The organism is Flavobacterium crocinum, from assembly GCF_003122385.1.
GTDB lineage: Bacteria > Bacteroidota > Bacteroidia > Flavobacteriales > Flavobacteriaceae > Flavobacterium > Flavobacterium crocinum.
On sequence record NZ_CP029255.1, the window covers coordinates 2,459,291 to 2,484,735 of the forward strand.

Genomic DNA, 25,445 nt, shown 5'->3' on the forward strand with positions numbered 1-25,445 from the left:
ATTTTAATATTATAAATAAATTCAGATTTATTCACCAATATAAAATGGCTTTTCTGATCTTTTTAATATATTACCATCTAAAGCATCAATTTGAATTGTGATATCCATTTGTTTTTCATAATCGGGGTAATCAATAATCCAATAGTTTTTAGTATCAGATTTAAATTTTCGAATTTTGGTTTTATAGGGATAAAAAGTCTTAAAGTATCCTCCTTTTTCTAAAGGAATGTTGTTTTTTTTACAATATAGGAAAACCTTATCTGCATTGAAGTTATAACCATCATCAAAATCTTCTACAGATAATAAATTACCTTCTTGAGAGAAGGTGTACCATTTACCCATTTTAAACCCGAACCAGCAGTAAATTCCCTTGGTTTCTATATTTTTATTTGAATAGAACTCTCGGAATATTCCAATTAATGGATCTTTAGAATAATCATATCCAAAATATCCAAACTTATCTCCAAGAAATTTATGATACTCGATTAGACGGTTTCCATCTTTATCAATGATGGTAAAGCTGTCAGGTCTATAATACATATAAATAGTATCAGAGCTGTTTCTTTTTATTTCACTATAAATTTTATCTCCATCAAATTTTTCGAATGAATTATTAATTTTAATTTTTCCTGTTTTAATGTTTTTTTGGACATAACAACCTTGAAAAAGTATTAAGATTGTGGCTATTCTAATGAGATTTTTCATTACATTTTTTTAAGGTTCTATTTCTGCATTCATTCGGGCTAATTTCCCCTGCCAATTCCATAATGAAAATCTAGGAGATGCATAATCCATTAGGTTATCAGTGGCAAGTGGACGATACGTGAATTTAGCTGATTTTGCAGCTTCATAAGCTGTAAAACTATGTGGAATACCTGCAACGTGTAATAACTCATGTGCCGGAGTATAAGCGCCTTCAGAATTCACGACGATAACTTTTCTGCTAGATTCGGAAAAACCATTTCTTTCGGTATATACACCATTGTTAATACTTCCTCCATCTTCATCAAAAACAAACATGATATAATGATCTTTATAATAATCCTTTATTTTATTTTCTGGACCATTTTGAGAAAGAAGGAAGTCTGTTAGTCGAGTAAATCCAGGTTCAGTAATTCCATTTACTCTTTTATCACTAATAATTACATTGTTTCCTGATATATTTTGGACATATTGGGACTTAAAAGAAGGATCGGTTTCCTTTTGATTATTTGTGAGTTTTAATTCAAATGTACTAATAACAGGTGTTATTAAAATTTGTCTTAAATATTTTTTGATAGTTAATGCTTTTGATGCTAAATCAGGAGTTTTTATTCCATTTATATTAGTTACAACACTTATTAAAGCTATCTTTTTGGACATTCTTGATGTTGCCCCATTTGCATTAACTCTTAAAAAGCCAATTATTTTTCCATCAGTAGAGTTACTGTAAAATGCTAGTACTTTTATAAGTTTTTCTGTTTCAATTTCTTTTAAGCACTTTATTGTGATGTCTAATATGTGTTTACCTTTTGTTTTAGGTATGTTTGAGATAGATTTACTTGATGTAATGTCAAAAAGACTTGTGTCATATTTTAGTTCAATTTTTATTGGTTCATCAGTAATGTTTAATTGTAAATTCATTTTAGCAACTCTATTCACATCATCGTTGTAATCGTTGTAAGGCGGACTAAAAATTGATTGCCTATCTAAATCTGCTTTATTGGCAGGAGGAACGTACGGGGGATAAATTGTAAGTAAAGGGGTGTAATATTGATCTGTTTTTTCTTGTTGCCATTGAAAGGGGAAAACTTTATATTCTAATTCAAGCTTTTTATACATTTTTGAGCTCGCAGAAAAAACACCAACTCTGCCATTTATATCACTGACAACAGTTGTTTTAGTTTCATCAGTATATAATTTACCAACATTGTCTTTATAAATAATATCTCCCGGAACATCATCACCTGGATAATCACCATATCCAGTATCAGGCATATAAGTATCTTTTACTCGCATCCAGTCAAATCCATATTCACCACGATATGGTTGTCTTGTTCTAAAGTCGGCTTTAGCCTTTGGATATTCTTCAAAAAATTCTTGAAATTCTGAATAATCTTTTGAGAAAAAATAGTGTCCATCTAATGTATATACAAATAAATCATTTGATGGAAATAATTTTTCTATTTTCCCCTCATTATTTTCATAACGTATGCCAACTTTAAATTTTTGAATATTTTGGTCAGATAGATTTGGCGTATTCTCTATTTCGTTAAGGTGAAAAAAAACATTGTCGGCGTCAAGAGGCAAATATTGAGTAGATGTTTCTTCAATTTGATCGTAAACTAATCTATTATATTCTTCATTAGTAATACCTAAATGAAAAAAACTTTTTTTTGCATCTAAACTATTTTTATTAAATAAAGCAAGTGATTTGATTGTAGTTTCACCATCTTTAAATGTGCCTTTATAGATTAAAAAATCTAAATTTCGATATAAATTCTGGATGTATTTTTCTTTTTCGGTAATATTATTTAAAGAAGCTGACTCAAATTTATCGAAGTTAAGATTATTAGATTCTAAATTTTTATCAGAATTACGTTTTAAAGCAGCCAAATATAATCTTCTTGATTTTCTTACGATTAGATCTGAAATTTTTGTTTTTCCATTATCGAAAAAGATTTTGTTTTGTATTGATGCACCAATATTTAGAACATCATCAAGATTGATCATTCGGCTTTTATCATAAATAGCCCATGAATTATTATTTTCAGTGTCAATAGCTGAGGATGGATGATGAGTATCAATATTTAATGGAAATAGATCATTATAATAAGATTTTAATGGAAATTCTTGATTTAAGTTTACATAGAGGAATAGGAAGCTTGCACAAGATTTAGTATTGTTGATTTGAAAATTAATAGGAATGGAAGACGTTTTGTTTGCTAAAAATTCAGGAATAGGTGAGGGTAAAGCTGGGTTAAGTGGTCTTTCCACCATTGGATATGAAGATGTGTTATTTTTATTAGCAGCTATAACATCCACAAGAATATGTCTTTCAGGTTCAGGAATTTTAGAGTCTATTTTATATTTTAAATTAAAAATAATTTTTTTAGTTTTATCTGTAGCAGTGCTAGATGTTAATTCTTTTATAATAATTGGCCACCCAGATGTATTATTTAATTCTCCGTCGGCAGAAGGTGATAGTCCATAAACCGTTCTTGTGGAATCATAATAATTATAGCTTCTGTTATTTTCTCCTTGTATGTAAACATATATCTTATTTTTAGTTTGATATTTGCTAAGAATTTTGCTAAAAATATCGTTATTTGTTTTTGAACCTGTTTGATTACCAATTGTTTTAATAGTTCCACATTCGATATGTGATCCCCAAAAAGCAGCAGCATCCATAAACTGATGAATGTATTCTTTGTACCTTTTAAGTTTTGTATCATTAATGGAGGGAGGAACATTTGTTGTATCGAAAATGTGTTCTTTTTTTCTGGCAAATTTCAAGTCTAATTTGAATAACTCTTCTTGGTTCTGTAATTGATAGTCGCCATAATCTAAAACAATATCAAGTCCTATTTCTCCCGTAAAATTTCCCAAGTATTCGCCAGCTTCACATTGTGGTATCTGATAAGAAGTTGAAATGTTTTTTTTTGTGAAATAATTTTCAATAAGTGTATTATCTAATTGAGTATCATCATAACCAATCAAAGAAGATGGAAACTCAGTTGGAACCGGAAGGTTAACTCCTGTAATTGGATTTTTTATGGATGTATTATAAGCAGTAAATTGAGCCCATAGTTTCTTTAAAAAATTTGGTTGATTTATATCATCACTGACAGGTTTTAATTTATCATTATCGATTAAATCAGACTTATTTACTCCTCTGTAAATAAAATATTTAATTTTAAGTGGTGCATAAGTATCAGATGGTTTTAAAATTAAATTTACTTTTGTTTCATCGCCTGTTTGAGGTTGAATTATTACTTGACCATTAGCAATGGCAAAAACTTTGACGGGTGTCGTAGTTGATGCTCGAACTTTTGATGTCGTTCTGAATTTTGTAGTCACATTATTTGTTTCTGTGCCACAAGGACCAAATGCATCAGAGGCATAATTTGTTGCAAGGATATTTGACAACAAGTTTTCATCTACAAAAAAGTGGGAAGTTGGCCCATACTCTGTTTTAGCAGTTGTTGTTGTACTATTGTAAAAAATCTCATTTTGAGTTTCTCCTGTATTTAATGTATATGTAAAATCGTATATTGTTGACATGCTTAAACAGTTGTGTTTATGATTTCTAATTTGATTTCGTCTTCGTCTTCGTTTATTGTTAACTTATGTGGAAAAATTATATTTTTATAACCGTCATCTAGAGATGCTGTTTCTTTTGGCGTTTGAAAAGTGATCCAATCGTAGTTAGGGTTATCAACAATCCAATTAGTTTCCAATTTTTGAAGTGTTATTTCTTCAGTGGCCTGATCAGTTCTGTTTTTCCTAGTTGCTTTGATTTTTAAAGTTTCTAAATCTGAAGCTAAGACATTCTCCATGCTTAAATCAAAGGTTTTTTCAGTGATATCGGAGCCAACTGTAATATTTAGAGATTTGCTTGGTATGTACGCCGAACCATCTGTCATTCCATTATGAATTACTAAAAGTTTTTTACAAGATAATTGTTTGTTATTTCTAATGTTATCTGTCATTACTTCATTGTCTAATCCATCAAATGGAGCAATGTGAGCTAATATGTAAGCATTTTTTCTTGAGCCATTTAATTTAGGATTAAAAGTTTCCCAAAAAGGGGTGATTTTATTCCATTCAAATTCTATTGTTGCTTCGCCGCCTGCTGGAATTACTGGAATTTCTTTGACTGATAAAAGCTTTACAGAATTTTGGTCATACCAATTATCTGGAAAAGAAAAAGTAGGATCAGGAACATCCGTAAAAGCGACCAAAATTCTTAAATCACATTCTTTAAAACTGTCTAAATTGCCTGTGTTTTTTACTTTTACGCAAATTTTATAATCTTTTGATGTGTCTATTTGATGAAGAGGTTTAGCTAATGTTGGTTGGCTTGTAGTATCAGTTGACAATTTTACCCAAATGCCTAAATTTGTTAATTTATCTCCGATTTCCAATTTTGGTTTTAAGATATGAGCGGGTTGGGGGGATTTATGCCAATCTAAGGCTAATCGAACCGCCGCTTCAGTATTAACTCTACCTGTGCCAAAATAATCATTTGCATTGTAGTTAAAATTATATTTTTTAATGTCTGAAATTGTTTTGTAATTAGAGGGACCTGTAATTTTATCAGCAGTAATTTTTAAAATATGTTTTATTTCTGCAGCATTTAAATTTGGATTCACTGAGAGTAATAATGCAGATACACCTGAAACTATAGGCGCGGCCGCAGAAGTACCCCCAAAAGAATTGGTTAAATTTCCGTAAGCTAATGAATTCATTGTGTATTCATTTAAAGTAAGATCATCTTCGGTTTGACCTGCAGCACTGAATTGACTGAATTTTAAATGTGCCATCGCACCAGTGCCTTCAACAAACTCTAAATGCCTTTTGAACTTATTGCTATCGATATTAATTCTTACTTGTTGTCCTCCAAAAAAACCTCCAAAACTAGAGCCTGTAACGGGATAAAATTGCTGACTCATTTTCTTGATTTTTGCAAATATTTGGCCTGGGATTAAGGATAAGTCTGTCGTAGATGGTAAAGTTATTGGATTGACTAATGAAATTGTATTATTTTTATAGTCTGCACTATAGATATTAATAACTATGCCATTAGTAATATCTGAACCAGAATAAATGTAAGCCTTTTGTTTTGGAGATTGGAATTCTCCAATGCCTTTCATATCATCAAGCCTTAATTGAGTTTGATGAATAAATGTTGCGTTTTTTTTGAAAACACAAATTTTCACAGGAGCATTAACAATTGTAAAATTAGTTGTCGAAGTCTTTAATTCATCCGTATATAAGATTGGGGAATCTAAAGTTACCAGAGTACGGAGATTTTGATTGACATTCGAGCTATCTAATGGTATTTGAACCGTAGAAACATTAGTAATAAATCTGGTTTCATGGAAAAAAGTTTTTGGATCCCCAATTTCAATTGACTGGCCGGGAAAAATTCCGTTAAAATTATCTTTTAAAACTAACTCTGTGGATGATTTTTTCTGTAGTACAGAACTTGTAAAAGCTTGATCTTCTTGTGCTATTTCTCCCGAATTCATCATTGTTGAAGAATAAATTTCGAGATCTTCTTTAGCTGATTTTCCTACAGGACAACTTGGGGCGCAGATGTCGATTCGATCACCTCTATTTGAATAAGTGGGATGATCTTCATCATATGGAAGTGGATTGGTTGTTGCTAAGTATTGATCTAGTTTATTTTGAGCTAAAGTTACTTTAGAAGCTGCAACGATTAATGTTTTGTTGCTTAGCATAAAGGGACGATCAGGATTGCTTTCTTTTTCATTTCCGGCCGCAAATACTGTTAACACACCTCTTCCGTTTCTTCCATACGCAAATAATTCTTTCAATAGAAAATCTGTGATTCCTGGCGACATATAAGTGATTTTTGTGCCATTCATAGGATTACTCGGCCAAGAAAAACTACAGCTTATGATAGAACTTTTTTTAGAACTGTAGGCATTATTTGGATCTCTTGGACTATTTGGTATTTTTTTTTCAGGAAGGTCAAAATAACCCGAGCCACTAATTAATTTGCCTTTTGCATCTCTTATTACTTCATTTTGATAATATAAGGATTTAATATTTAGTCCTGTATATTCATTGATTCCAGATAAAATCAAAGAATTCTCAAACTTACCTAAGGCATTAATAATTTTAATATCGGGACAAATTCCAGATACATTGTCATTGTATATTTCATTTCCTGCAATAACGCCTGCAACACTAGTTGTATGGGTTAATGGTATTTTGCTATTTTCATCAGTTGTTAAATTTTCGTCATAATAGGAAGAATCAATTCTTTTTCTAAAAATTATTTTCTTGTCTCCAAATTCATTACGAAGATGATTATTTGGGCAGGTGTAGTTATTATTTTCTTCAATCGGAGATGAACTTTCAATGGGCGTATATTCAATAGATCCTTCCATTACTCCAACATAAAGATCGGGATCGCCAAGTTCATAAATTTCATAATTTGCGGATTCGCTAGTATTTGGGCTTTCTAAGTTTTCTATTTTTTTTTGAATAATAACATCCCTGGCTTTGTCAAGTTTGATTATTCTCGTATGCCAATTTCTCATAATTTTTTCATTAATTTATTTCATAGTTATTTACCATATCAGACATCGAGAATTTCTGTTTTATAGCTTCACTGATTTTTTCATATTGATCGAGAATACCTAATCCTAAACCTTTATCGAAATCAAGTATTTGTTGTTGATTCTTTGAATTTTTAGTTTGATCAGTTTTTATGTTTTCTTCATATTTATTGAAAATATTTGGCCAAGGAAATACTAAAAATTGATTAGGATAGGCGTAGTGTTTTCGAATTGACATTCCAAATTGATCTCGATTTGGTTGTTTCATTATTTCAACATTTTGAAAATTATAATAGAAGAAAACTTTTGAAGAATCGATGTTTGTAAAATAATTCTGTAGGTCTAAATGTTTAGTATATCGATTTCTGTATACTTTGTTTTTATCGTTAAAGGAATATTTATAGTATATTACAGAGGCAACATTTATTCCTTTAATCGTTTTAAGTTCTTTTATAATTGGATCATTAAATCTTTTAAATTTTTGTGAGTTTGTTTTTCTAATATAAAATGCTATTTGCTTTGCTGTAATTTTATAATCTCTATCATCGGCATCATAGAATTCAGATGTACTGTATCCTTTGATTAATGGAAGAATGAATTCTGTAGCTCGCAGTATATTGAAATTTTTAATAAAAGGATAAGCTTCTTTTTGAGATGAAGCCTCATTTCTAAATATGAATGGAATATTCTTATTTTTTTCTAATTCAAAGTATGGATTAACAATTTCTATTTTTAGATTTAACTTACTAAGTTCGTTAGTGATAAAATCTTTAAAAACATTATAATCGATTTGATCAGTTGAGAATATTGCTATTTTGTATGGATCTTCAACATAGATATCCTGAATAGAATTTTTATAAGTATCAGATTCAAAACTATAAGAAACATTCAAAGGATCATAAAGCCTCAACTTCAACTCTTCAGGTAATCCCTCTAAGTTTTGAAATCCCTTCTCATTATATTTCTTGTGATAAGACATAATAGTATTATATCCAGAAGGTATTTGATCAAAATAATAATACTTGCCTTTTTTGTCGTATTGACTAGTAATCGGAGGAATTTCAAAACCTTCAAGAGTTACTTTTGCATCATCAATGTTTTTTCCTGTTTCAGCATCTTCGAGATAAATTTTTATCTCATGATTGTTTTTCTGTTGGGCAGAGATACATAAAGAGAATAGTGAAAAGAAAAGACAGAATAAATTTTTCATGATAAGTGTGGTATTATTAAGTTGGTCAGGATGATTTGGGTTACTAAACTCCGTAATTAATTACAAAAGCTAATCAAAGCTAATTTAAAAACAATAATCAAAAATCCGACCAATTTATATAGAGATACACTTGTTAAAATAAATGATAAAATCTTCTGATAAATCTTAAACCATAATAAACCAACACCAAAAGAAAAATCCTCCCCAGCCAAATCTGTACCTTTTGCCAAAAAGTCAAATAGTTTACAAATTTTGTGGTGTTGATTGTTTTTACTTCGGTTTCCTTAACCTGTTGCGATTTCCAGCGGGCGTAGAGTTCCTGCTCTTTGAGTTCGCAGTCTACATTAAGTTTGTTGTTCTCAAGACGAACCTTTGGGCTTTTTAATGTACGCCCTGGTTCGGCCTGAGTAACATTCTTAACAACTACTTTTCCGTTTTGACATTCCAGCAACGCTTTATAAGAGCTGCTGTCTTTCTGAATTTTGAAAACAGTATCATGTACCGTTTCTTTGATAGTGATCGTTTTTTCTTTATCTTCACTTAGAACCGGTTTCGGGCTTTTGCACGAAACCAGGACTAAGGCTAAAAAAAACAAAAAAACAAGACGTTTTAAATTATTCATCATAGGTTATAAATTGATTGTTGTTGATTTTTAGAGTCTTAAAAAGCCTTTAATGCTTTTAATTTCTCTTTTTCTTCGGGCTACTTTATAGCCTTCACGACCTCCCATATCGTTTGTGTTTCCTTCAATGGTGTAGATAAGAGATCCGGCGACTTTATCGACAATTCCGGCATGACCTGTCCCGTTTTTAAAATCGATGATAAAAACATCACCTGGTTGAGGTTCTTTTTTGACTAAAGTTCTGCTTGAGTTGTACTGGTCCAATACGCCACCGGTTTTCTTTAAAGGATTTTTGACGCCTAGTTGTAATGCCGCTTTTTGAGTACACCAGTAAACAAAAGCCATACACCACGGATATCCCTTTGCGAGTCCGACACTTCTTAAATAAATCTCGACTTCAGGACCGGCATTACTGTTTCGTGGCATTTCTTCAACGCCAACCTGAGCAATAGCAGTTTCTAAGGTTTTTTGGGCTAATGTCATTGTTGTTTTCCGTTTAGTTGTTTAAATTTTTGTAGCTCATCTACTAATTGTTGGTTCACGAGCATGAGCTCTCTATGTTGTATTTCCATTTTTTTTATGGTGTCGGTTGCTGTGGTTAGTCGGGCAGTGAGGTCATCGAGTAAGTCACGGTAATATTTTACGGCGCTAACAGCGTTGTCAAGTTCGGCGGCTCTGTCCTGAGCCAGTGATTTTCTCATCGAGAAAAACCAAGTGATAAATGCAGCAAAAAATGCTGTAAGAGTGGGGTATAGAAACTGTTCCATTTAATGTTAAAAAATATATGTTAGGATTGAATTTTGTTTTTGGGAGAAACAGCTTTTGAAGAGTGTTATTTGGAAGAAATATGGCCTTAAATTTCTGTTGTAGTCGTTACAGTTGTTTCCTTTCGTGGGTACAAAGATTGGCCTAAAAAAGCAGTTAAAAAAACGAATGAAAGGTGTTTAAACACTTGTATTCTGGAACTTTACAGAGTTGTTCAGTTAACGAACAACGACCGTTTTTACTCCAGAAAAAGGCACATCTTTGCAGAGCGATTCAGATAAAATATCATTTGTCAAAACAGATTTTACTGCTTACGAATTTTTAGTCTGATTGAGCAATAGTTCTTCAATTTTTTTGAGTTCGGAAGTAATCGGAGTACAAAGAATCTCGTACAATGTAGTTCGTGAAATCGGATAGACCGGATAAATATATTTGCGCCAGACTATCGTGGTAGGAATGTCTTCGGTTTTGTGTTTTTGATACAATTCTTTGATAAGCTTGTAACGTAAAAGTTTATTTTTTTGAATTCCGAGACTTCTGTTGTTTGAAATTGCCATAATGAGAGAGGTGAAAATGATTAAAGAATTGTTTTTTGAGATTAGAGTAGTTGTGCTGTTTGAGGCATAAATAATTATAAATGGTATCACGAATAACCAAAACCATTTGATCCTAATATATCAATGGCCGCTCTTCCTCTAATGCCGAAATGTTCCGGAGCTTCGTCCTGAAGTCATTCTGTCAAAAGGACTTAATTTAAGTCTGCAGAGTCCGCGTAACAATCCTGTTCCGGAGTTATAAACACTGGAACATTCCGGGAAAAAGAATGGTTTTGAGTTATTTGATTAGGGCAGTAAGCGCCCGCTTTTTCGGTTCCTGTTTTCTTAATTTATTTGAGAAAAACAGGGACCTTTTTTATTTTATTAAGACAAAAAAAAATATGTTTTGGAAACAGATTTAGACTTAATACTAATCTGGCGTTATAATGCTTTAACTTCAAAAACAAGTATTTTAGTCAATACCTTTTTTAATCTTTAAAATACTTGTTTTCGAAGAAAGCTAAAATGATTTTATGAAAATCAATTTCATTCTTTATTTATAAAGAAATAATATTTTTAACCTGATATCAAGATTGTTGATCAGGTTTGTTTTTATGCTCGTTTTGCTGCTGCTTAAAGGTCGAATTGATCTTAAAATTAATCCATTCACGAAAAGTTAGTATAGGTTTTATATTCGTAGCAATTAGAATTGCTCCCAAAAGTAAAGAAACATAAATGTCATGGTTTATCTGTATTGATTTATAGGTTTTTGGGTTGTTTTTTTGGTAGTGTTAATGGAGTATTGAGGATTTTAATTCATTGGTTCACTCTTTTCTGGAATTGTATCCGATTCATTTTCTTCTTCAATAAAAGGATCTTCATAATAAGAAGTAAAATTGTATTTGGTAACCAGTCTGGTTACATCTTTTACTTTATTTTCAATAGCCGCAGAAACGGGACGTGGTTCAGCTTCAGGATTATTCAGAATATGCAGCCATTGAAAACGTTCCTGATTGATACAGATACGCTCTCCGGCAGTAAATGTTCTGATTTTTTCAGAGCAAAACTGAAGTGCTACATAAAGTTGTGCAATGCGTTCTTTAATTTGTTTTCTATTCATTTTTTCGTAATTGTAAAATTGTTCGTAATTTTTTTAGATCATATTCTATAAGGCTTCTTTCGGCACTGTTCGGATTTTTTATAAGCCAGGATTCCAGTTCCTGTATTTTTTCGATTATTTGTGATATAGTCATTTTGCTTTAGTTTTAAGATTATTGATTGTCTTTTTAGAGATGCATTCTGAGTAGTTATTGTTTTAAAAAAACGGGATCTAAATTTTTGATAAATACCAAGGCTATTTCGAATGGTAAAACAAAAACAGAAACATATTTTAGTCTTGTTTTTTTATGGTAGTTTTTTCTGTATTAAAAAAAACAGAACAATAAGCCTATTCGAGTTAGCTTAAGATGCAAAGTGCATTTGGAAGAAAAAGCCTGTAAATAGATTACAGGCTTTTTATTTTTATGAGAATTTCAGAAAAACGTTTAAATCTTATAAAAGTTTTTTGGAAAAATGTTTTGTTGATTTAAGAACGCTGAATCTTTTAAAGATGATACGAGTAATTGGAATAGAATTTTACCAGGTTATTTAAGACGGTAAAGATGTAAAGATAAAATGCTTAAAAAAAGTGCATGCAAGGTCTTTAAACATTAATGTTCGGAGTTTTTACAATCTTGTAAAGCAAAGTTTGTTTACAGATTGGGGAAAATAATTTACGAAGCAATTTTTTGACTTAGTTCTTCGATTTTTTTAAGTTCGATAGTTATTGGAGTACAAAGAATTTCGTACAACGTTGTTCTTGAAATAGGATAGACCGGATAAATGTATTTTCTCCAGACTACTGTAGTGGGGATATCTTCAGTTTTATGTTTCTGATATAATTCTTTTATAAGTTTATATCTAAGTAACTTGTTTTTCTGAATTCCCAGACTTCTTTGATTAGATACAGGCATAGTAAAATGATTAAAAGATGAAATGAATGAATTAAATTGATTGTTTTATTTATGAATTAGCTGCTTGCTTTGTGGTATTTAAGAGCGGATATTATTTTTCTTTTTACGTTCGTTTTGATACTGTTTGAAAGTTGTATTTATTTTAAAGTTAAACCATTCTCTGAACATCAGAATTGGTTTTAAATTGGTTGCAATGAGTAATAACGCTAATAGAACCGATGCGTAAATGTCATTATTAGGCTGCATGATTTTGTTCGTTTTGTTGGTTAAAAAAATTAAAAGCATATCCTTGTAAAAAATCTACAGAAGACATCGATAATGGAATGTGAGTCTTTACTCCGTTGTCATCAATTCTGTTTGCTTCAATAAACCAGCTTGAACGAACAGGCTTAAAAGAGGAAGCTATAATTTCGACACCATCTGTAAATTCTTCATTGTTAAACTCTTTTGTTAATTTTTGAAGTTCCAGAACTCGGGAACCTTTTAGATTTCCTTTAGCATCTTTTTTTAGAAGATTAAAAACAATTTTAACCAATGCTGCCGTTTCTTTACTGGTAGAAAGTGACGAAATGTAGTTTTGTACTTTTTCAATGCCAATGGTTACAGTATCGTCCCAACCTTCATTAATGCGGTATCCAATCGTAATTTCTTCCTTGTCATTGGAGAAAGTATGAGACATTTGTTTTTCTTTAAAACCATAAACTTGATTTTTTAGATCCAGAATGGTTTCAAATAATTGAAATGTCTCTGTTTTAGCATTTCTCATCATTTCTGATGTTTCGTGTAATCTGGAAAGTGCTTTTGGGATGGTTTCGGCAACTAGTTTTTTGTAAGCATCCCTTTCTTCCGTTTTTTTATTTTCAATTCGGTTTAATGCTTCTTTCAGTTCTTGTACAGAGAATTGAGATAAATCTACAGATGGACTGATTGTGTTTGTTAAAGACGCGTTCATAATTTTTTTCTTTTTAGTTTTATAATAGTTTAGTTATATAATACAATTTCGTCTTTAAAAGGATCTCCGTAATAAGGTTTGAAATTATGCTGTAAAGCAAGTCTGCAAACGTCTTTTAATTTGTGTTCAATGTTTTGAGGAACAGGACGGGGAGTGGCAGTTTCATCGTCCAGAATATGCATCCATTGAAAACGTTCCTGATTAATACAGATTCTTTCTCCGACTGTAAAAGTTTTATTGCGTTCTGAGCAGTATTGAAGAGCCAGATACAATTGAGCAATACGTGTTTCTATTTGAGTTTTATTCATGATTTTTTGTTTAATAAGTTTTGTAATTTTTTAATATCAGATTCTATTAAGTTTCTTTCGGCACTGTCCGGGTTTCCAATTAGCCAATTTTCCAGTTCCTGAATTTTTTCTACAATTTGATTGGTTTCCATTTTACATTTTTTAATATAAATAATAGTAGGTATTTGTTTTTAATGATTAATATTACGTCTTTTTCGTAGTTTTATTCCTGTTTGATGTAGTGGGCTATTTTTGTTTTTTTTATTGATTTTTTTATTTAATTATTTGTTTTTTAATGTTTTATATTGCATTTTTGAATTTCTTACAATTTGCTGGTTACATAAAAATGTTAAAGTTTCTGTTGTTTTTGAAATTATTTTTTCTTTACTTTGCAAATATAATGTAAAATAATACATTGAAACAAATTTTTAACGTAAAAAAATACGCTTTTTTATGGGGTCAACTGAGAGGATGAGAGAATATCTTGATTATAAAGGGATTAGCAAGTATAAGTTTTGCAATGATCTGGGGTTTTCTAATAAATTTTTAGATAATAGTAGCAACATGGGAACCGATAAGGCGTGTAAAATTTTACATTATTATCCGGAAATTAATTCGGAGTGGCTTTTAACGGGAAACGGGCCTATGATAAAAGAAGAAGAAACGAGTGTTGTAATTATGAATAGAGACAGAAGAACGGTAGATTCTATTCATATGAATCAGGAAATACCACTTTATGATTTAGAAGCTGTTGCCGGATTAAGGGAATTGTTTAATAGTGGTGAACCACAAAGGGTTTTGGATACTATAAAAATTCCAAATCTGCCTAAGTGTGACGGAGCAATTTCAGTGACAGGAGATAGTATGTATCCGTTATTGAAATCCGGTGATATCGTTTTGTATAAAGAAACAGAATTTGAAAATATCTTTTTTGGAGAAATGTATCTTCTAAGTGTGAAGCTGAATGATTGGGAAGAATATATTACTGTAAAATACGTCCAGAAATCTGATCAAGGAGGGGATTATGTGAAATTGGTAAGTCAGAATTCGCATCATCAGCCAAAAGATATTCATATTTCGAAGATATCCGCTCTCGCGCTTATAAAAGCAAGTATTCGTATTAATACTATGATGTAAATTATTTTTTTTTAAACAAAGAGCTCTTATAGTCTAGTTTTTGTATATCTCTTGTTTAAAGTGGAGGAAAAGGTTAAATAAAAAAAAACTTCAACAAAGGTTGAAGGTTTCAAATTTCAACGGAGAAAAACGTGAACAGATAAAAAGTTTTACCAAATCGACAAAACAGCGGTCTCAATCTTATTTGAACCATAATTCTCATTTGTTGGCATTAAATGGTATGGTTGGTAATTTTTCAGCTGTGCCACGATTCTGCCACAAAATATATAAAGTGCAATTTGTGGCGCACTACACTCTATTCCCGATGCGCTACGAATGTGCCACAAAACTGCATATTATTAATCGGCAAAGAGTATAAAAGATAAAACCCTGCAGATCTAAAGATTTTTAGGGTTTTCCGTGAATTTTAGTTTTTTTGTAAACTTTGAGAAGTCTCTTTTTTAGCTTTCAGCGGAGGAAGAGGCCGCGCAGTCTTTATCACAATCCCGCTAAATACGGGCATTATCCATCATTTTTTAGAACAGGTACACCGATAGGTACAGTTTGTTGTAAAAGCAGAAAAACCTTTAAATCGTGAGATCTAAAGGTTTTTGTTTTTTGAAGATTTCTTTCGAAATCTCATCAAGCGGAGGAAGAGGGATTCGAACCCCCGGACCTGTTACAGTCAACAGTTTTCAAGACTGCCGCATTCGACCGCTCTGCCATTCCTCCAGTAAGACACAATCATTTTCTCATTGCGGGTGCAAAGATATAATGTTTTTTCAATTCAAGAAATTTTTTTGATAGTTTTATAAATGAAAAAATTTAGAATCCAATCGATGACTTTAGTCAGGATTTTAACTTGCTGTTTAATAGCTTGTTATTTTTGTGAGTTGGCCGTCCAAAAAGACCAAATGTAATAATGCATTTTTATATTAATAAAATCAATGGAATAAAAATATCACAATTTGTTTTTATTGCGCGTCTTTTTATTTGACTTTTAAATTGTGTCTGCACTGTGGACATAATTTAAACGATTTGTAAATCAATGAATTAACTTGTATTCGCACTACCATCTCACCCGTAAACTTTTTATGGAACAAAAGTTTTCAAATAGCTTTCAGGTTCATATATTTTTATTTACCCGATAAAAATTACTAGAGATATTACTGAATATTGAAATTATTGATAACCATTTTTGAGATGAGATATAATATGTCTAATTTTAGTTGACAGTCTTTATTGAATATTGATTGTTAAAATATTGTTTTACTTATATTTAGATAAAATAAAACAGGTGTTTATACCTGTTTTTTATTTATATATTGATATTATATTTAACGAAAATTCCCAATAAATATAAATTTCGATTTTTCACTTTGACAGCTAAAATAATTATTATTGGTAAAATAGATCTTGTTAAAAAAGTCAAATAAACTCAAACCAATGTTTATGAAAAAAATTTTACTTTGCCTGCTTATGTTTAGCACATACGCATCAGGTCAGAAATCTGCACCTGTTTCGGGTGATGCAGCAGGCTTAATCGACCTTCTGTTTAAAGATTACTCCAACGTAAGCACAGAAAATATGTTAGAGGAGATAGCCAAGGACCGTGCAAAGGTCATTGCTGTATTCAAGACCTACACAGATGGGGTTGCTGCAAAGGCCACATATTCTCAATTTGAGACCGAAAGGTCAGACTACCTTAAAAGCAAGGATGATTATGACCTGCAGGTCAAAAAAAACGATTTAACTGTAGCAGGAGTCCAAGCCCTGATAAGCCTTAAAAGCAGTTTTACTTCAAAGAAATCGACCTATTTCGGTAATCTTTATACTTTTAATGATAAAGAACTTGAAAATCTGAAGGATTATTTTGCTGCCAACAACAATGCTTTTCTGGCGGAAGTAATTGAAAAGTTTAGAACAAAATATAAAAATATTAAAGAGAGTAATTCCGATAATCTGGCAGTAAATAACAGCCAGCTGTCTGTTCAGAAAGGATTCCCATTTGCAGGTGGCGATATATTGGTTAAGGGTATTGATGGACTCAGCCGGTTTTTAGCCAACAGAATTAAGCAGGAGCTCACCTTAAATGCCATTCAAAATATTCAGGAGTATCTTCAGAATAAAGAAAAATATCAGTATCTATATGAATTGGAAGTATTGCTTCCTACCACATTTGATTACCTTAAAAATTTTGATGCAGACGAAATTTTAAAATTCACTGATGATTTAAAGCAGTATATTGAACAGGATCTAAAGAACCTGGTATCAAACGCAAAGAATTTAAGGGAGGTACCGCGAATAGCTGCGCAGCTGCAGAAGCATCCCGATCTTGATTTTGCATTTGAGGGACTGGATATTCTGCAAGAGGTTTCTAAAATCAAAAGTCCTGTCGATTATTTCGAAATAGTGTCCGCCAGCAGAAATATCAACAGGTGGCGCGGGGAGTCTGGTATGAAAAAAGATATTGCCGAAGGATTGAATGTGGCTTGTATGATTGCCTACAGCCTCACGGTTGTGGAGAACGGTGAAGTAAAATTTATTACGACGGATTTTGCATCGGCCTATGGCAGCCAGAAAGATTTCTGCTATCTATACTTTGGGTTTCTTCATCAGCAGAACCTGAAATATTATCAGGTAAAAAATGGCGGTAATCTGGTGACGGGTTTTGTCTCGGATGCAGATAAACTGGGAAGTTATCATGATTTTTTAAAGTATGAGGTAATAGATATTATCAGCGGGGCGGAAAGACTCCAGAGCCAGTTTTTAGCCATAAGAAAGAAAAATAAAAACGGGGAAAAGGTGGAGTATAGGGAAATGCATACCCTGATTAAAGATGTGATCAGATTTGCTCAGGAGATCACCTATTCAGGTGACTGGATTTTGGAAAAACTCAATACGGGAAATTACTTTTCCGCAAAACTAAAACCTTATTTCGAATCAGCTTATCTGGCAAATGATATCACACTGGATCTTCATGAAAAAAGATACACCAATGCCATCACCAAGGCGGTGGAAATTCCTCTGATGTTAGGAATGGAAAAAGGAATTGAAAACAATCTGGGAGGACAGCTGAAATTCAGCCCTAGGACCATACAGGAGCTGGCTCCCATTTCCGGGCTTTTTAAAGTCAAAGACGAATCAGCGGTGAAACAGAAAGAAGCCTGGAAGCAGTATAAAACACAGACTGAAATACTGCAGTTTAAGATGATGGGAGACACTAAATTGAGCCCAATTGCAAAAGATCTGGAAAAGCTCAATGGACTTTCAGTGGACAGCTGGGATGAAAATTTGTTTAAAGTATCGTTGAGCAGTTTGCAAACGGATATCAATAACAACAAAGACGCCATGATGGCTTTTCTGGGATATGACAGGAAATCTGAGAAGGAAGTTATAGAGAAAAAACTTGAAAACTATAAACTGCAGCCTGAAACCAAAAAATTTATCCTAAAAAAATATGACGCTTATTATGATCAGGTATTTGATAAAGTGGTCTTTAATGAAAAGTTTAGTTTGGATGCGGAAGAGGAGCTGAAACAGGTATACAGCGCTTTTCTGCCCGAACTGGCCGCGCAGAAATCAATTAAGTCAAACACCCAGCTGGTAAAATTCATTCATTTTGTGAATGATGTTGCGGTAGCCGACAGTCCGGAGGACTATGAAAAAGCAATCGAGGCCTTTGCGCTTCCGGTTGGAAGCTCCTCTTTAAAAGAGAAGGCCGTATATTATTTTTCGATTAATTCTTTTCCCGGAATCCTATTGGGCGGTGAAAAAACACAGGACAAAGAATTGGCAGGTTTCATAGGCTTTACAGCGCCGGTAGGATTATATCTTCAGCCGTGGGGAGCATTTAAGAATAGAGGTTCCCTGGGTATTTTCCTTCCGATTATCGACATCGCGGCACCGGTAAGACTGCGGCTTGATGGTTCGAAGGACACCCAGACACTGCCTGATTTTGAACTTCAGGATATTATTTCACCAGGTTTCTACCTCGTATATGGGTTCCCTAATTCCCCTTTTGCAGTCAATGCCGGTATTCAGTACGGTCCAAAGCTAAGGGATATACCGGAGAGCACCGACGGAGGTTTTACTTCTGCTGATTCATACCGTTTCGGTGCAGGAGTCACTATTGATATACCACTGCTGACAATAGGTTCGAAATATAAAAATTTAGAACCTTGAGAAGATATTATCTGCTTGTGATTCTGATAGGGACTTGCTCTCTAAATGGACAGGTCAAAGACACAGTTGTTGCAAAGCAAGAAATAATAGCCAGAACTTTAGAAGTTTTTAAACGGTTTAAGGATCTAAAAGCAAATCAGAAGGAGTATGAGGGAGCTATCATTGAAGAGATTCAGTTAAGTATTCCGCTACAGCAGCCTGCTGCTTCAGGAGATGCCTTTTATTTAAAACAGCTTGCACAGAAAAGCTTGACGGGAGATCTGGGAAAAGAAGGACCCGCTACTTTAATGCCTGAGGTAGATGGTAAAAACGCAGCGAGATTAACAGGGCCTTCACAATATGACAGTAGAATTGAGCCTTTAGTCTTGAACAGTGAAATACCTTGGCAGAAACAGATTCTGATCAATTCTGAATCGGTCGGCATTATAGTGGAGCGGGAAAAATTAAATGCAGTTTCAAAAGAGATATACCAGTTGGACATTTATCTTAAATTAGGAGAAAGATATAATCTTTGTTCTGGAGAAGCTTTTGCCTATCAACCTGTTACCGGTGTCGGGACTGCATTTATCAGCGGTGATTCCACTATGATAACGGCCCTGCACGTTTTTGAAAGACCTCTCAAACACTATGCGGTGGTTTTCGGTTATAAAATCATTTCCAGAACCGGAGTGGTGGATGTTTTTGTTGATAAAAAAGATGTTTACTTTCTTAAAGAAGTGATTAGAAAGAATAGTGAACAGGACGTAGCCGAATTCACAGTCGATCAGAGTTTTAATCGTCCGGCTTTGGCATTCGAAAACTCAGAGGCTGTGACAAAAGAAAAAAATGAGGTCTATATGATAGGATATCCGAGCGGAATGCCTCTGAAGGTATCTTTAAATGCTTCAGTTACACAAAACGATAATCCATTTTATTTTTACACTACCCTTGATAGTTTTCAGGGGAATTCAGGTTCTCCTGTTTTTAATTTTTATACCCATAAAGTTATAGGAATACTAGTATCAGGAGAAATTGACTATAAGTTTAATGGACATTGCAATACAGCCCCTGTATGTTTTTATCCTTTTTGTAAGGGTGAGAAAGTGGTTAGGATAGAGAATGTTTTCAACTAGTAAAGTGTAGAAAGCCCTATCATAATTTTTTAAATTAAAGAGTATAATCTTCTAATGGGCTTTAAAAGATAATTTAGTTTAAATATGAAATCTAATAAAATAAATGACAAGTTAAAATTGCAAAATTTAGCTGGCCCCAGAGTTTAAGAATGGAAGAACAATGGTAGATTAACTTTAGAGGAATTGAGAAAATTCAAAGGATTTGAAGATGTTTCAGATGCTAAAGGGGAGGAAATTATAGAAAGTTTATACAAGCTTTCTCTGAGTGCTTTGATTACAGAGCAAAGGAATAGGTTGAAAAAATATCTTAGGTTATGATCGCTCTGCCATTCGAACCTTTATTTAGCAACACAATATATTGCTGAGGTACAGCTTCTCTAAATTATAATGGGCCATGATTCTGCCATAAAACTTGAAGGGCGAATTGTTTCTAACCGTCTTATATTTGCGGTAAAAAAGGTCTCAAATTCGATTATTTTACTTTTACCACAACTTTTCCTTTTGCATGTCCGCTTTCCAGATAATCAAAAGCATCATTGGTCTGCTCAAAAGCGAAAGTTTTATCTACAATTGGTTTAATAATTCCTGAAGCAAGTAAATCAGCAATTTGTTCCAATTGTCTTCCGTCTGCTTTCATAAATAAAAATGAATAATGAATATTTAATTTTTTAGCTTTATTGCGGATTTTAAAACTGGTTAACCAAAGGATAAAACTTATTATTGATGATGCACCGATTGATTTTGCAAATTCTGGAGTTGGAGGTCCCGAAATTGAAATAATACTGCCTCCTGGTTTTAAAATTGTCAATGATTTTTCAAGTGTCTTAATATCCTGACTGTTAAGTACCACGTCATAATCTTTAAGAATAGTTTCAAAGTTATCCTTTTTATAATCTATTATAATATCTGCTCCAAGTCTTTTCAGCATGTCAAAATTCTTTTCGCTGGCTGTTGTGGCGACAAATGCTCCAAAATGTTTGGCCAGCTGAATTGCTATTGTACCAATTCCTCCGGAACCGGCCTGAATGAAAACTTTTTGTCCCTTCTTTATATTTACTCTTTCTGCAAATGCCTGCCACACTGTTAAAGCAACCAATGGAATAGAGGCAGCTTCTTCCATAGAAATAGTATTGGGTTTTAAAGCAGCGTCATTTTCATCGATTGCAATATATTCTGCAAGAGTACCAATCCTCATATCCGAAACCCGTGCAAATATTTCATCTCCCGCTTTAAAACGAGTTACTTTTGCTCCTGTTTTTATTACAATTCCGGCCAGATCGTGCCCCAGAATAAAAGGTGTTTTGTATGGCAAAATTAATTTAAACTCACCGCTTTTCAATTTAGAATCGAGCTGATTGAGTCCAGCGGCATATACTTCAACTAAAATATCATTTTCTTTTACAGAGGGTAAAGCTTCTTCAGCTAGTTTCAGTTTCTCATTTTTTCCGTATTTATTTACTATAAAAGCTTTCATGAGGTACATATTTATTATAATATAAATTTAAGTTTTTTTTGTTTCTAATTACTTTAAGCAGTTTATGCCTGTATAAATCAATTTGCACAAAACGGCAAAGCTTTGTACAAATTGATTTAGTTATAAAAATTATGATGCAGGCAGCTATTAAAGATGTTTTCCTAAGTTTAATTCAACATCACCATAAGTCTGCAAACCATTATCTAAAAGTCTTTTTATACGCTGTCTGCTTTCTGGTGATTCTAAAGATTGAAAGAAACGGGTCTGTGTTTCCATAATATGATCATTTTTTGGCAGCACTGCTCTTTCATTCATTATTGATTTAATAGAGGCAATGGCAAACTTGTCAAATGAGGCAATTCTCTCGGCAAAATTCGTAACAAAAGCGTCCAGTTCAGCGTCTGGAACTGCACGGTTAACCCATCCGTAAAGCGCAGCAGTCTCAGCATCATAATCGTTTCCGCTCAAAATGATTTCTAAAGCTCTTGCTTTTCCGGTTAGAAGGTGTAAACGTTCTAGTCCTCCTCCGCCTGGGAATGAGCCTATTCCAATTTCTGGCTGGCCGAAAAAAGCTTTTTCTTTACTGGCAAAGCGAATATCAAAAGCCTGCACAAACTCGCTTCCCAGACCTCTTGCCCTTCCTCTTATCGATGCAATACTTACGAATGGTGCCTGCTCGAGACGTTTTGCAATATCTGGCCATGAAATTGAAAGTCCTGTTTTTCCTGTGCCTTTTGGAAAATCAGTAATATTTAGAAGTTCAACATGTGCCACAAAAAAATCAGGATTTGCGCTTTCAAAAACGACAACTTTTAGATTTTCTTCTGCTTCCATTTCATCCATTAAAATAATCAGCTGTTTTGAAAAAGAAGCATCAAAAACATTAACGGGCGGATTTTCAATGCTTACTTTCCAGTAAGAGTCACTTATTTTCTGTGTTGTAAAAATCATGATTAAGAATTTTAATTATTAGTGTAGTATTTATTAACTGAGAAATAATTTGATATAATTAGCAATAAGGACTGGTTCCTGATGCTGAAGTCCGTGTCCGGCATCGTTGATAATAATGTGCTGCATTGAAGGTGCATGTCTCAATAGAGGGAACCAGTTTTCTACAGCAAAACTAATATCATGATCAGCTGATATGACTAAAACCGGATTTTTCAGCGTTTTATATTGGCCGCGATAATCATGGATGTCTTTTTTCATCATGGCGGAACCTTCAAAATACTTTTGAAATTGCTCTGAAGTCGAAGGAATTTTAGTTCGGTCAAGTTTTAACGCTATACGATCAAAAGAAGCCTTGGACGCAGCCCTGCTTTTTTCAGATGAAGGCTCAAAAAAAGCAACCGTTTCATCTTCAAGATCATTTACAGGTTTAAGCGCTTTTTCAAAGAAAGTTTTGTCAAAAGGAACTTCATTAATGCCAGGAGGATTTGTACCGATAAGAACTGCTTTAGCAACTTTTTCTCTATTCATGAAAAGAGCAGTCTGCGCGACAAGTCCGCCGTAAGACCATCCTGCAGCATGAAATTTATGAATGCCTAAATTTTCCATTAATTTTACTCCAACAGCAGCTACTTCAGAAATATCGGAAGAAAGCTCTCCTTCAGATTCTCCGATGCCAGGATAGTCAAATAAAACAATGGAATTCTTTTGGGAAAGAGTATCCAAAAAAAGAGGATCCCATGTGTCGAGTATTCCACGAAAACGATTGTAAAATAATATAGGTTCGCCCTGTCCAAAATGGCGGAAAGCCACTTTTACAGAATTGATCGTGCTGAACTGGGTTTGGGAATTTGAAAAATTCGAATCCATTGTAAAGGCTTTTAAATTTGTATAATCAAAATTATGTAAAGCCGTTACCTTCTTATTTCACAAAACACGAAATTACCTGTACTTTTCCCTGATTTCGCCCGGTGTGTAAGTTTTATTTTTTTTAAAGAGTCTGGAGAAATAGGACGCATTTTCAAATCCCAGCTGATAGGCAATATCACTGACATTCATATCGGTCTGAAGCAATAATATTTCCGCCTGTTCGGTTACATATTCATGTATGAGGTTAATGGTAGTTTTCCCAGTTTCCAATCTTATCAGATCGGTTAGATAATTGGGAGATAAATTCAACTCATCTGCAATGGAGGCTACTGTTGGGACACTTTTTACAGGCACTGATAAATCATTATAGTGCTGCTGTAAAAGTGTTTTTACTTTTGATGAAACAGAAGCAGAAGCAGTATTTGATCCGTTTTCTTTAAACTGTCTTTCGTAGTAGAGCTCTGCATAAGTTAGGATTACATGCAGCAGTGAGAGTATTACATCTTCGTTGGCATTATTTGCATTATTTAGAAGTTCAAGGTGGATTTTGGTAAACAGCCATGTTATAGTTTCTTCTTCCTCGGGAGTCATAAACAGAGCATCGCTGATTTCATAACTGAAATATTTATACTGGCTGATCTTCTGTGCAATGGGATGCTTTTTAATCAGGTCAGGATGAAATACAAAGGCATACCCGTCCCAGAAGGTAAGCGATTCCCATGATACGACCTGGCCAGGACTGCTGAAAAGCAGTAAGCCATTATCTGTTTTATATTTATTTGCGCCGTATTTGATATCACCGCTAAAGTTCTTTTTTAATGAAACCTTAAACATGTTAACCTGAATTTCTTTGCTTGACTGCGGAAAATTCGGAATAGCCTGTTTGCAGACCCTGCTGTCCATCAAGGGATGAAAAGGTTCTGAAAGATTTAAGTATTTATTATAGGCCGATAGGTTCTCAAAAACTTTCATGTATTCTTTATATTTATTGGTACACAAATATATGGACATAGTAAGAAAAAAAACTGGAATGCAGGCTTACTTTTTATGTAATTTGCGTCTTGTCAGTGATTTCTGAATTGTCATTATTTATTTTCATTGGAAAAAATTAATTATTAGTTCAATGAATGCTTAAAATCAAGTGGACGCAAGCCGGTCTGCTTTTTAAAAAGTCTGCTAAAGTAGGATGCATTTTCAAATCCTAATTGAAAAGCAATTTCAGCAACACCTTTATCTTCTGACCGAAGTAAATTTTTGGCTTCTGTTATCAAATAAACATGTATTAACTCAATAGCGGTTTTACCGGTTTCCTGTTTCAATAAATCGCTTAAATATCTTGGCGATAATAGTAATTGTGAAGCTAATGAAGCGACACTTGGCAAACCATCTTCTTTCAGCTTCCCATTATTTAAGTGCTGCTTTAAAGCGGCATTAAATTTAGAAACTATCCTGCCTGATAATTGTTTCCTGTCAATAAATTGTCTTTTATAGAAACGCTGTACATATTTTAAGATAGATGCTACATGGCTTAATATGATTTCTCTGGTAAATTCATCAGGATTTGTCAGATATTCTATGTTTATCTTATTGTACAGTTCCCAGACAATCAGCTCTTCAGCAGGCGATAGATGGATGGCTTCGTTAGTTTCATAATCAAAAAAAGCGTATTGCTGTATGATCGAATATAACTCGTTACGGTACAAATAATCTTCATGTATAAATAACATAAAACCTTGTTCCTCAAGTTCTAAATTTTTCATTTCAATAATCTGGCGCGGTTTGGTAAAAAACATAGACCCATTGTCGTGATCGTAAGGAGTTTTGCCATACATAATTGTCCCGGATTTAATTTTTTTAAATGCAATCATATAAGAATCAGTAGTGTATTCCCGATTGCCCAGCGGACAGCTTGACTGGCAGCCTACAATACTAAACAGAGGATTTTGAGGCGCGGGCCAGCCGTTATCTTTATGTAATTCGCTTAATGTTTTATAATGTTTCATCGTTAGAACATTGAAGAAATTGCATTTGCTGTGAATGCAGCAAATGCAATGTTATTATTCA

At 33.2% G+C, this 25,445-nt stretch carries 23 protein-coding genes and 1 tRNA gene; 3 read left to right on the top strand and 21 right to left on the bottom strand.

The window, feature by feature from the left end:
- Window positions 1-27: 27 nt before the first annotated feature.
- The 15 genes from HYN56_RS11070 to HYN56_RS25240 all read right to left on the bottom strand — a co-directional run bounded on the left by HYN56_RS11070 (window position 28) and on the right by HYN56_RS25240 (window position 13,828).
- Window positions 28-705: a hypothetical protein gene (locus HYN56_RS11070; RefSeq protein WP_109192219.1), complete on the bottom strand. Its 678-nt coding sequence runs from the start codon at window positions 703-705 to the stop codon at window positions 28-30.
- 9 nt (window positions 706-714) lie between these two features.
- Window positions 715-4,263 (bottom strand): zinc metalloprotease, encoded by a 3,549-nt coding sequence (locus HYN56_RS11075; protein ID WP_109192220.1) that lies wholly within the window; start codon window positions 4,261-4,263, stop codon window positions 715-717.
- Between the two features lie 2 nt (window positions 4,264-4,265).
- Window positions 4,266-7,274 carry a S8 family serine peptidase gene (locus HYN56_RS11080; RefSeq protein ID WP_109192221.1) on the bottom strand — a complete coding sequence of 1,003 codons (3,009 nt, stop codon included), beginning with the start codon at window positions 7,272-7,274 and terminating at the stop codon, window positions 4,266-4,268.
- Window positions 7,275-7,284: 10 nt separating this feature from the next.
- On the bottom strand, window positions 7,285-8,502 hold the full coding sequence (locus HYN56_RS11085; RefSeq protein WP_109192222.1) for a hypothetical protein: 1,218 nt from the start codon (window positions 8,500-8,502) through the stop codon (window positions 7,285-7,287).
- A gap of 133 nt (window positions 8,503-8,635) precedes the next feature.
- A complete protein-coding gene (locus tag HYN56_RS11090) occupies window positions 8,636-9,127 on the bottom strand; it encodes a hypothetical protein (RefSeq protein ID WP_109192223.1) in 492 nt (163 codons plus the stop codon).
- A gap of 27 nt (window positions 9,128-9,154) precedes the next feature.
- On the bottom strand, window positions 9,155-9,607 hold the full coding sequence (locus tag HYN56_RS11095) for a CHAP domain-containing protein (protein WP_109192224.1): 453 nt from the start codon (window positions 9,605-9,607) through the stop codon (window positions 9,155-9,157).
- Window positions 9,604-9,891, bottom strand: a complete 288-nt coding sequence (locus HYN56_RS11100; RefSeq protein WP_109192225.1) for a methyl-accepting chemotaxis protein — start codon at window positions 9,889-9,891, stop codon at window positions 9,604-9,606. The genes HYN56_RS11095 and HYN56_RS11100 overlap by 4 nt, the downstream gene beginning before the upstream one ends.
- 309 nt (window positions 9,892-10,200) lie before the next feature.
- Complete coding sequence (locus HYN56_RS11105; protein ID WP_109192226.1) at window positions 10,201-10,446, bottom strand: hypothetical protein; 246 nt, start codon at window positions 10,444-10,446, stop codon at window positions 10,201-10,203.
- Between the two features lie 790 nt (window positions 10,447-11,236).
- Window positions 11,237-11,545: a hypothetical protein gene (locus HYN56_RS11110; RefSeq protein WP_109192227.1), complete on the bottom strand. Its 309-nt coding sequence runs from the start codon at window positions 11,543-11,545 to the stop codon at window positions 11,237-11,239.
- Window positions 11,538-11,678 carry a hypothetical protein gene (locus HYN56_RS25040; protein WP_167398301.1) on the bottom strand — a complete coding sequence of 47 codons (141 nt, stop codon included), beginning with the start codon at window positions 11,676-11,678 and terminating at the stop codon, window positions 11,538-11,540. Before HYN56_RS25040 ends, HYN56_RS11110 begins: the two co-directional genes overlap by 8 nt.
- A 519-nt stretch (window positions 11,679-12,197) precedes the next feature.
- On the bottom strand, window positions 12,198-12,437 hold the full coding sequence (locus HYN56_RS11115; RefSeq protein ID WP_109192228.1) for a hypothetical protein: 240 nt from the start codon (window positions 12,435-12,437) through the stop codon (window positions 12,198-12,200).
- Between the two features lie 78 nt (window positions 12,438-12,515).
- Window positions 12,516-12,683, bottom strand: coding sequence for a hypothetical protein (locus HYN56_RS25045; protein ID WP_167398302.1), 168 nt, complete (start codon window positions 12,681-12,683; stop codon window positions 12,516-12,518).
- Window positions 12,673-13,389, bottom strand: coding sequence for a DUF3164 family protein (locus HYN56_RS11120; RefSeq protein WP_109192229.1), 717 nt, complete (start codon window positions 13,387-13,389; stop codon window positions 12,673-12,675). Before HYN56_RS11120 ends, HYN56_RS25045 begins: the two co-directional genes overlap by 11 nt.
- A 29-nt stretch (window positions 13,390-13,418) precedes the next feature.
- Entirely contained in the window at window positions 13,419-13,697 is a 279-nt protein-coding gene (locus HYN56_RS11125; RefSeq protein ID WP_109192230.1) for a hypothetical protein, read from the bottom strand.
- A complete protein-coding gene (locus HYN56_RS25240; RefSeq protein ID WP_262510130.1) occupies window positions 13,694-13,828 on the bottom strand; it encodes a hypothetical protein in 135 nt (44 codons plus the stop codon). Before HYN56_RS25240 ends, HYN56_RS11125 begins: the two co-directional genes overlap by 4 nt.
- 412 nt (window positions 13,829-14,240) lie before the next feature.
- Here HYN56_RS25240 and HYN56_RS11130 point away from each other — a divergent pair, with 412 nt between their 5' ends.
- Entirely contained in the window at window positions 14,241-14,813 is a 573-nt protein-coding gene (locus tag HYN56_RS11130) for a S24 family peptidase (protein ID WP_240622691.1), read from the top strand.
- Between the two features lie 626 nt (window positions 14,814-15,439).
- Here the strand turns inward: HYN56_RS11130 and HYN56_RS11135 are convergent.
- Window positions 15,440-15,524: transfer RNA gene (locus HYN56_RS11135), tRNA-Ser, on the bottom strand.
- Between the two features lie 720 nt (window positions 15,525-16,244).
- Between HYN56_RS11135 and HYN56_RS11140 the strand changes: the two genes are divergently transcribed.
- Together HYN56_RS11140 and HYN56_RS11145 are read left to right on the top strand one after the other, a co-directional pair.
- Complete coding sequence (locus HYN56_RS11140; RefSeq protein ID WP_146194588.1) at window positions 16,245-18,977, top strand: hypothetical protein; 2,733 nt, start codon at window positions 16,245-16,247, stop codon at window positions 18,975-18,977.
- Window positions 18,974-20,089, top strand: a complete 1,116-nt coding sequence (locus HYN56_RS11145; protein ID WP_109192232.1) for a trypsin-like serine peptidase — start codon at window positions 18,974-18,976, stop codon at window positions 20,087-20,089. The genes HYN56_RS11140 and HYN56_RS11145 overlap by 4 nt, the downstream gene beginning before the upstream one ends.
- A gap of 472 nt (window positions 20,090-20,561) precedes the next feature.
- Here the strand turns inward: HYN56_RS11145 and HYN56_RS11150 are convergent, their stop codons facing one another.
- From HYN56_RS11150 to HYN56_RS11170, 5 genes are all read right to left on the bottom strand, one after another.
- The gene (locus HYN56_RS11150) at window positions 20,562-21,563 is read right to left on the bottom strand and encodes an NADP-dependent oxidoreductase (protein WP_109192233.1); all 1,002 of its coding nucleotides are present in this window, start codon (window positions 21,561-21,563) and stop codon (window positions 20,562-20,564) included.
- A 147-nt stretch (window positions 21,564-21,710) separates the two neighbouring features.
- Window positions 21,711-22,514, bottom strand: coding sequence for an enoyl-CoA hydratase/isomerase family protein (locus HYN56_RS11155; protein ID WP_109192234.1), 804 nt, complete (start codon window positions 22,512-22,514; stop codon window positions 21,711-21,713).
- A gap of 33 nt (window positions 22,515-22,547) precedes the next feature.
- Window positions 22,548-23,381 carry an alpha/beta fold hydrolase gene (locus HYN56_RS11160; RefSeq protein WP_109192235.1) on the bottom strand — a complete coding sequence of 278 codons (834 nt, stop codon included), beginning with the start codon at window positions 23,379-23,381 and terminating at the stop codon, window positions 22,548-22,550.
- A 72-nt stretch (window positions 23,382-23,453) separates the two neighbouring features.
- Window positions 23,454-24,353, bottom strand: coding sequence for a helix-turn-helix domain-containing protein (locus tag HYN56_RS11165; protein WP_109192236.1), 900 nt, complete (start codon window positions 24,351-24,353; stop codon window positions 23,454-23,456).
- 143 nt (window positions 24,354-24,496) lie between these two features.
- Complete coding sequence (locus tag HYN56_RS11170) at window positions 24,497-25,384, bottom strand: helix-turn-helix domain-containing protein (RefSeq protein ID WP_109192237.1); 888 nt, start codon at window positions 25,382-25,384, stop codon at window positions 24,497-24,499.
- Window positions 25,385-25,445: the final 61 nt, after the last annotated feature.

Bases quoted from the DNA above. Each gene is read 5' to 3' on its own strand.
- HYN56_RS11085 (WP_109192222.1), bottom strand. From the start codon at position 8,502: ATGAAAAATTTATTCTGTCTTTTCTTTTCACTATTCTCTTTATGTATC.
- HYN56_RS25045 (WP_167398302.1), bottom strand. From the start codon at position 12,683: ATGCAGCCTAATAATGACATTTACGCATCGGTTCTATTAGCGTTATTA.
- HYN56_RS11140 (WP_146194588.1), top strand. From the start codon at position 16,245: ATGAAAAAAATTTTACTTTGCCTGCTTATGTTTAGCACATACGCATCA.
- HYN56_RS11125 (WP_109192230.1), bottom strand. From the start codon at position 13,697: ATGAATAAAACTCAAATAGAAACACGTATTGCTCAATTGTATCTGGCT.
- HYN56_RS25040 (WP_167398301.1), bottom strand. From the start codon at position 11,678: ATGACTATATCACAAATAATCGAAAAAATACAGGAACTGGAATCCTGG.
- HYN56_RS11080 (WP_109192221.1), bottom strand. From the start codon at position 7,274: ATGAGAAATTGGCATACGAGAATAATCAAACTTGACAAAGCCAGGGAT.
- HYN56_RS11105 (WP_109192226.1), bottom strand. From the start codon at position 10,446: ATGGCAATTTCAAACAACAGAAGTCTCGGAATTCAAAAAAATAAACTT.
- HYN56_RS11115 (WP_109192228.1), bottom strand. From the start codon at position 12,437: ATGCCTGTATCTAATCAAAGAAGTCTGGGAATTCAGAAAAACAAGTTA.
- HYN56_RS11075 (WP_109192220.1), bottom strand. From the start codon at position 4,263: ATGTCAACAATATACGATTTTACATATACATTAAATACAGGAGAAACT.
- HYN56_RS11170 (WP_109192237.1), bottom strand. From the start codon at position 25,384: ATGAAACATTATAAAACATTAAGCGAATTACATAAAGATAACGGCTGG.
- HYN56_RS11090 (WP_109192223.1), bottom strand. From the start codon at position 9,127: ATGATGAATAATTTAAAACGTCTTGTTTTTTTGTTTTTTTTAGCCTTA.
- HYN56_RS11155 (WP_109192234.1), bottom strand. From the start codon at position 22,514: ATGATTTTTACAACACAGAAAATAAGTGACTCTTACTGGAAAGTAAGC.
- HYN56_RS11120 (WP_109192229.1), bottom strand. From the start codon at position 13,389: ATGAACGCGTCTTTAACAAACACAATCAGTCCATCTGTAGATTTATCT.
- HYN56_RS11100 (WP_109192225.1), bottom strand. From the start codon at position 9,891: ATGGAACAGTTTCTATACCCCACTCTTACAGCATTTTTTGCTGCATTT.
- HYN56_RS11110 (WP_109192227.1), bottom strand. From the start codon at position 11,545: ATGAATAGAAAACAAATTAAAGAACGCATTGCACAACTTTATGTAGCA.
- HYN56_RS11095 (WP_109192224.1), bottom strand. From the start codon at position 9,607: ATGACATTAGCCCAAAAAACCTTAGAAACTGCTATTGCTCAGGTTGGC.
- HYN56_RS11070 (WP_109192219.1), bottom strand. From the start codon at position 705: ATGAAAAATCTCATTAGAATAGCCACAATCTTAATACTTTTTCAAGGT.
- HYN56_RS11150 (WP_109192233.1), bottom strand. From the start codon at position 21,563: ATGAAAGCTTTTATAGTAAATAAATACGGAAAAAATGAGAAACTGAAA.
- HYN56_RS25240 (WP_262510130.1), bottom strand. From the start codon at position 13,828: ATGGAAACCAATCAAATTGTAGAAAAAATTCAGGAACTGGAAAATTGG.
- HYN56_RS11165 (WP_109192236.1), bottom strand. From the start codon at position 24,353: ATGAAAGTTTTTGAGAACCTATCGGCCTATAATAAATACTTAAATCTT.
- HYN56_RS11130 (WP_240622691.1), top strand. From the start codon at position 14,241: ATGGGAACCGATAAGGCGTGTAAAATTTTACATTATTATCCGGAAATT.
- HYN56_RS11160 (WP_109192235.1), bottom strand. From the start codon at position 23,381: ATGGATTCGAATTTTTCAAATTCCCAAACCCAGTTCAGCACGATCAAT.